Here is a 6,053-nt window from a genome sequence, read left to right as displayed (position 1 = left end):
CCCTTTTCCCTGTTTTGCTTCTCGCAAAGCTCGTCAGGATTATTATGGCAAAATTACCTTTTCTTTTATTCAGGAGTTTGAGGCTTTCACATAACAGTACTTGTCTTTGTATTGAAAAATGTGTCCGTCAGTCAGGTTGTCACAACTTTACCATTTCATCATCGTGACCCGTTTGATCGATTATTAATTGCTCAAGCGATGGTAGAAAAAATGTCGATTATTAGCGCAGATGAAATATTCGATAGCTACGGAATAAGTAGAATATGGTAGGGTTTTTGTTGCTGTATTTCAAGATGGTTTCCTCTTCGGAGATGGCGATTATATAGTCATTTCAGATAAGTCTGATACACTCTAGACCGGTGAACCCCTTATGAACTCTGGCATTGATATTCTCAATCTTAATTGAAATGACTATAATTCCCACCAGAATTGCTCAAAGTTCTGCCGTAGTTCTGTCCGGTGGCAATCATTGATTTTAACCCGATAATTTAGTCAACAATTCCAAGAGTTTTTGACTATTAGGAGTCAAGAGAGTTCGACGATAGGCATCGGCGGCCTTTTTAATCGCTTCCGCTTGGGTGGGATAGGGATGAATAACAGTAGAGAGTTTACTCAGTCCGATTTTAGCAACCATAGCGGTGGTAATTTCGGAAATCATCTCACCGGCGTGGGAGGCGACGATAGTGGCTCCTAAAATTTGGTCGGAACCTTGTTTGTGAATAATTTTTAAAAAACCGTCCGTTTCGCCATCAGTGATAGATCGATCGACTATACTCAAAGGAATTTTAATAGTATTAGTGACCAATCCCCGGGTCTGTGCTTGGGTTTCATCCATACCCACCCGGGCGATTTCTGGGTCAGTATAAGTGACCCAAGGCATAACTAAATTACTGAGCTTATCGCGTCCGAAACCGAAGGGAGAAAAGAGAGTATTTTTAATCACAATACGGGCGGCTGCATCGGCAGCATGGGTAAATTTCCAATCCATACAGATATCACCGGCCGCATAAATTTTCGGGTTAGTAGTTTGCAGATAATCATTAACTTTGACTCCCCGACGATTATCGTATTCTACGGCCACCGCTTCTAAATTTAATCCTGACAGATTTGGCTCCCGGCCGGCAGCGACTAAAATCTCATCAACGGTGATAGTTGCTCCTTGACCGTTGCTAGTATATTCAATGGTTTTACCCCGCTCATTTTTTGTCACCCGTTCAATTTGGCAAGAGAGAATTAATTGCATTCCTTCCCGCAGGAAAGTATTCTCAATAATTTCGGCTGCTTCTTGGTCTTCTTTATTCAAAAGATGGGAATGATTATGAAATAAAATCACCTGTGCGCCTAACCTTTGAAAAGCTTGGGCTAATTCACAACCAATCGGCCCGCCACCGATAACAGCTAATCGGGGAGGTAATTCTGTTAGGGAAAAAATTGTTTCATTGGTATAAAATCCCGCCGCTTGTAGTCCGGGGATATCGGGATGAAAGGCCCTAGCACCAGTGGCAATAACGGCTTTTTTATAAGTGAGGGTTTTTCCCGCGACTGCCACGGCATTTTGTCCTAAAAAACGAGCGCTACCCAAGAAGACATCGATACCTAGTTTTTGGAAACGTTGCACCGAATCATGAGGGCTAATATCGGCGCGAATTTGCCGCATTCTGGTCATTACTCTGGCGAAATCTACCCTAGTATCCCCAATATTAATTCCTAATTTTTTGGCTTTCTCAATTTCCCCGATAATTCTAGAGGAACGAATCAGACATTTAGAAGGAATACAACCGAAATTGAGGCAATCTCCCCCCATGAGATGTTTTTCCACTAAAGCCACTTTTAAACCTATATCTAAACCCGCAGCCCCCGCCGCTACGACTAAACCCGCAGTACCCGCACCAATGACGACTAAATCATAACAATCTTGGGGTTGTGGATTGAGCCAATCGGCAGGATGAACATAATTAACTAATTTTTGATTATGTTCGTCCATGGGGAGAATATTAACTTCACTGGAGCTATTTTCAAACATATTAGACCTCTTGTAAAAATCAAAAATTGTTGTTAGGGTTAGGAGTCAGTAGCCAGTAGTCAGGATTCAGGATTCAGAATTCAGGATTCAGGAGGCAGGAGTTGAGAGTTGGGGTTTTAGGGAGTTGGGGTTTTAGGGTTTTAGGGTTTTGGGGTTTTAGTTCAATTTCCCCACTTCCCACACCCCACACCCCACTTCCCCAACCCCTGACTGATAAATGATTACTATTCACTGATAACTGATGCCAGGGCCTGACGGGCAATTTTTGTGACGTAGAGGGTGAGAGCAACGGTAGCGATAAAACCGATCAGGCGAATAGTCCATTGTAAAGCTGGGTTAGTGGCTGGTGTTGAGGTGCCGATAGTGGCAAGACTGCCCGCTAAAGAGCCAATATAGACATACATTATCGTCCCCGGAATCATGCCTGCGGAACCTAGTAGATAGTCTTTCAGGGAAACCCCGGTGACACCATAGGCATAATTGAGCAGATTAAAAGGAAATATGGGAGATAACCGGGTTAAAAGCACTATTTTTAGGCCTTCTTTCCCCACAGCTTCATCGATAGCTTGAAATTTATTATTACCTTGAATTTTTTCCGCCACCCAACCCCTAGCCAAATAACGTCCCACCAGAAAAGCGGCAGCGGAGCCGATAGTTGCCCCGATAAAGACGTAAAAAGAGCCTAAAACCAGGCCAAAAACCACACCAGCCCCGAAAGTCAGGATTGAACCGGGAAAAAAGGCCACAGTAGCTAGAATATAGATAATTATAAACGCGATCGCTCCCACAGACCCCAAACTATCCACCCAAGTTAAGGCATTGAAAAGAATAGTTTGAGGATTAAAACCGGTGGAGGCACTGGATTCGAGGGCAAAAGCGGGGGGAGTAGTCAGGAGAAAAGTGCCGCTAAAGGCGATTAGCAGCGGCAAATAACGGCAAATAACCAGCTTTTTCCAGTTGCTGGACTGGGAAATAATCATCACAAGTCCCTAAAAAGAGAATAAAAGAGAGATTAAACTATAAAAGCGAATTAAATAGAACTAGGGGCTATTCTACCGTAGTTATCATTGTTTAGACCAGAAAGCCAATCCTGAAAATTCCCAGAAAATCCCCCTCTCTGGGAGAAGATAGGACGAGCAACAGCCCGGTAATTTTTGCTGTTTACTTGATAAGCTGAGAGGTATCTTAACTGCCTATCCTTAGATTAGCTAAATCTCCCCTAATCCCTTTACTTTTGCCTCTTGCCCCTTGCAAGAGTGCCTCTTGCCTCATCTCAATAAGCAATTTAAATGCGCGGGCAGCTTATTACACCTTGCCGTCTCTGGGGAAAAAATGTCACAATTAGAAATAATTAGCATTCGATATAGCAATTAATCTATGAAAATCATCCCCAAGGTCAAGGCCCCTACCTTCCTGCAAATGGCACAATGGATCATTAATCCTGTAGCTTTTATGGAAAATGCCGCCCGCAAGCATGGCGATATTTTTAGCACAAAAGTGGGTTTAACTGTAGATAATTTTATCTTTGTCAGTAGTCCTGCGGCCCTACAACAGGTTTTAACTAATGACCGTAAAAAATTTTCGGCACCGGGGGAAGCCAATCGGATTATTGCCCCGATTATTGGTGATTATTCCGTCGTCATGTTAGACGGAGACATCCACAAAAAACGCCGTCAGCTTTTATTGCCACCTTTTCACGGGGAAAGAATGCGTTTCTACGGCGATTTAATCCGCGATATTACCCTAAGAGTAATGGCAGAATTGCCCGAAAATCAACCTTTTAAGGCCCGTTCAGCGACCACAGCAATCGCTTTACAAGTAATTATGGAGGCAGTTTTTGGAATTAGTCAAGGGGAACGTTATCAAACCCTGAAAAAAATTCTGGCTGAAATGCTCGATATATTTAACTCTCCGGTGATGGCTTCTTTGCTATTTTTCCCAATTTTGCGGGCTGATTTGGGTGCTTGGAGTCCCTGGGGAAAATACCAGCGTTCCCAAGAAAAAATTGATGATATTATCTATACAGAAATTGCCGAAAGAAAAGCTAATCCTAACCCCAATCGCACCGATATTTTATCACTACTGATGTCCGCCCAGGATGAAGAAGGCAACCCAATGAGCGATAAGGAATTGCGCGATGAATTAATGACCTTATTATTCGCAGGTCATGAAACCACAGCCACCGCTATGTCTTGGGCGCTCTACTGGACTCATCGCTATCCAGAAATTCAAGCAAAAATTCTGCAAGAAATAGCCACTTTAGGAGATAATCCTAACCCCATTGACATAACTCGATTACCCTATCTTTCGGCGGTTTGTTCGGAAACTTTACGCATTCATCCCGTGGCAATGTTAACTTTTCCGCGAGCAGTGGAAGAACCAGTAGAATTAGATGGTTATCCTTTAGAAAAAGGGACAATTCTTATGGGTTGTATTTATCTAGCTCACCACCGCGAGCAAACTTTCCCCGATTCCCATACTTTTAAACCGGAACGCTTTTTAGAAAAACAATTCACCCCCTACGAATATATGCCTTTTGGTGGTGGGGCGCGTCGTTGTATCGGGGAAGTTTTAGCTATCTACGAGATGAAAATCGCTATCGCCACAATTTTGGCTAATTATCAGTTAACTCTAGTTAATAATACCCCCGAAAAACCCAGTCGTCGCGGTGTCACCCTTGCTCCCTCGCGAGGAGTTCCCATGGTCTTAAAAGGACGACGGGAACCTCTGGTTACTGCCCGGATGCTCGCCGAAATTTCTTAAAAAAACTGACAAACTATTGTACAATCAGAGTTGTGGTATCCCATATCATAACTCTGTTTTTTTGTCAATAAAATTGGGGATAATTATGGTCTTAATTCGTTTAGCTAAATCTTGGCAAATTTCCGAAAATGAAGTTACTTCCGAAAGTGTTTATTTTAACCGTCGTCGCTTTTTACAGGGGTTAATCGGGACAGGAATTGCGGGGAGTTCCCTATTATTAACTGCTTGTGGTAAATCCTCCTCCTCGGAAGCTTTAGAAAAAAGTTTGCAATTACCTAAAATTGCAGGGTTCAGCAAAAATCCGCAGTTTTTAACGGTAAATCGCCCCATAGTTGCCGAAACTGTAGCGGGGAGATATAACAATTTTTATGAGTTCGGAGGGGGGAAAAATATCTGGTTAAAAGCGCAGAAATTACCGACGAATCCCTGGACGGTAGAAGTGGGAGGATTGGTAAAAAATCCCCAAACCTACGATATAGATACTATTAAAAAAACCTTTCCTCTCGAAGAAAGAATCTATCGTTTTCGTTGTGTAGAAGCTTGGTCAATGGTGTTACCTTGGCTAGGTTTTCCCATGAGTGCTTTAATCGCGGCAGTGGAACCAAAACCCGAAGCAAAATTCGTCCGTTTCACCTCCTTTTATGATCCCGAAATTACCCAGGGGCCAGGATTACATTTAGGAGCCTTACCCTGGCCCTATGCAGAAGGTTTAAGAATTGAAGAAATGGCCAATGAATTAGCTTTCTTTGCCGTGGGAATTTTCGGTCATGATTTACCCAAACAACACGGCGCACCCTTGCGAATGGTTATTCCTTGGAAATACGGTTTTAAAGGAGCAAAATCAATAGTAAAAATTGAATTTACCGCCAAACAACCCGCCACCTACTGGAACACAATTGACGCTCATGAATACGATTTTGAGGCTAATGTAAACCCCAGTAAACCCCATCCCCGTTGGTCGCAAGCAACGGAGAAATTTATCGGCAGTAGAAGTGATTTATCTTGGGAAATTATCGAAACTCTCCCCTATAATGGCTATGGTGAATATGTGGCTAGTTTATATAGTTAAGTTCTATGATTATCCCCATTTATTCAGTTTAACTAAGTATCTATGGACAATAAAACTCTGTACGAACAAGACTTTTATCTCTGGATTAGAACTACTATTAATCAACTGCAAGCGAGACAGTTTGAGCGGGTAGATTTAGAGAATTTACTGGAGGAATTAGCAAGTATGGGAAGGAGTGAAAAGCGCAAAATCGAAAAT

General features: G+C 42.6%; 5 protein-coding genes. 3 read left to right on the top strand and 2 right to left on the bottom strand.

What is annotated here, in order from left to right; translation table 11 throughout:
• Positions 1 to 475: 475 nt before the first annotated feature.
• Positions 476 to 2,023 carry a mercuric reductase gene (locus tag IM509_RS18015; protein ID WP_052277666.1) on the bottom strand — a complete coding sequence of 516 codons (1,548 nt, stop codon included), beginning with the start codon at positions 2,021 to 2,023 and terminating at the stop codon, positions 476 to 478.
• Positions 2,024 to 2,247: 224 nt separating this feature from the next.
• Entirely contained in the window at positions 2,248 to 3,003 is a 756-nt protein-coding gene (locus tag IM509_RS18010; protein WP_052277667.1) for a TVP38/TMEM64 family protein, read from the bottom strand.
• A gap of 397 nt (positions 3,004 to 3,400) precedes the next feature.
• Between IM509_RS18010 and IM509_RS18005 the strand changes: the two genes are divergently transcribed.
• The 3 genes from IM509_RS18005 to IM509_RS17995 all read left to right on the top strand — a co-directional run.
• Positions 3,401 to 4,786 (top strand): cytochrome P450, encoded by a 1,386-nt coding sequence (locus IM509_RS18005; RefSeq protein WP_185237599.1) that lies wholly within the window; start codon positions 3,401 to 3,403, stop codon positions 4,784 to 4,786.
• 85 nt (positions 4,787 to 4,871) lie between these two features.
• On the top strand, positions 4,872 to 5,855 hold the full coding sequence (gene msrP / locus IM509_RS18000) for a protein-methionine-sulfoxide reductase catalytic subunit MsrP (protein ID WP_185237600.1): 984 nt from the start codon (positions 4,872 to 4,874) through the stop codon (positions 5,853 to 5,855).
• Between the two features lie 42 nt (positions 5,856 to 5,897).
• The coding region (locus IM509_RS17995; protein ID WP_272079338.1) for a DUF29 family protein at positions 5,898 to 6,053 on the top strand (156 nt) is incomplete at its 3' end.

This window comes from Microcystis sp. M31BS1 (genome assembly GCF_020245285.1).
In the GTDB taxonomy this organism is placed as follows: Bacteria; Cyanobacteriota; Cyanobacteriia; order Cyanobacteriales; family Microcystaceae; genus Microcystis; species Microcystis panniformis.
The sequence above is the reverse complement of the archived record's forward strand: the minus strand, read 5'-3'. Positions and strand labels throughout refer to the sequence as shown.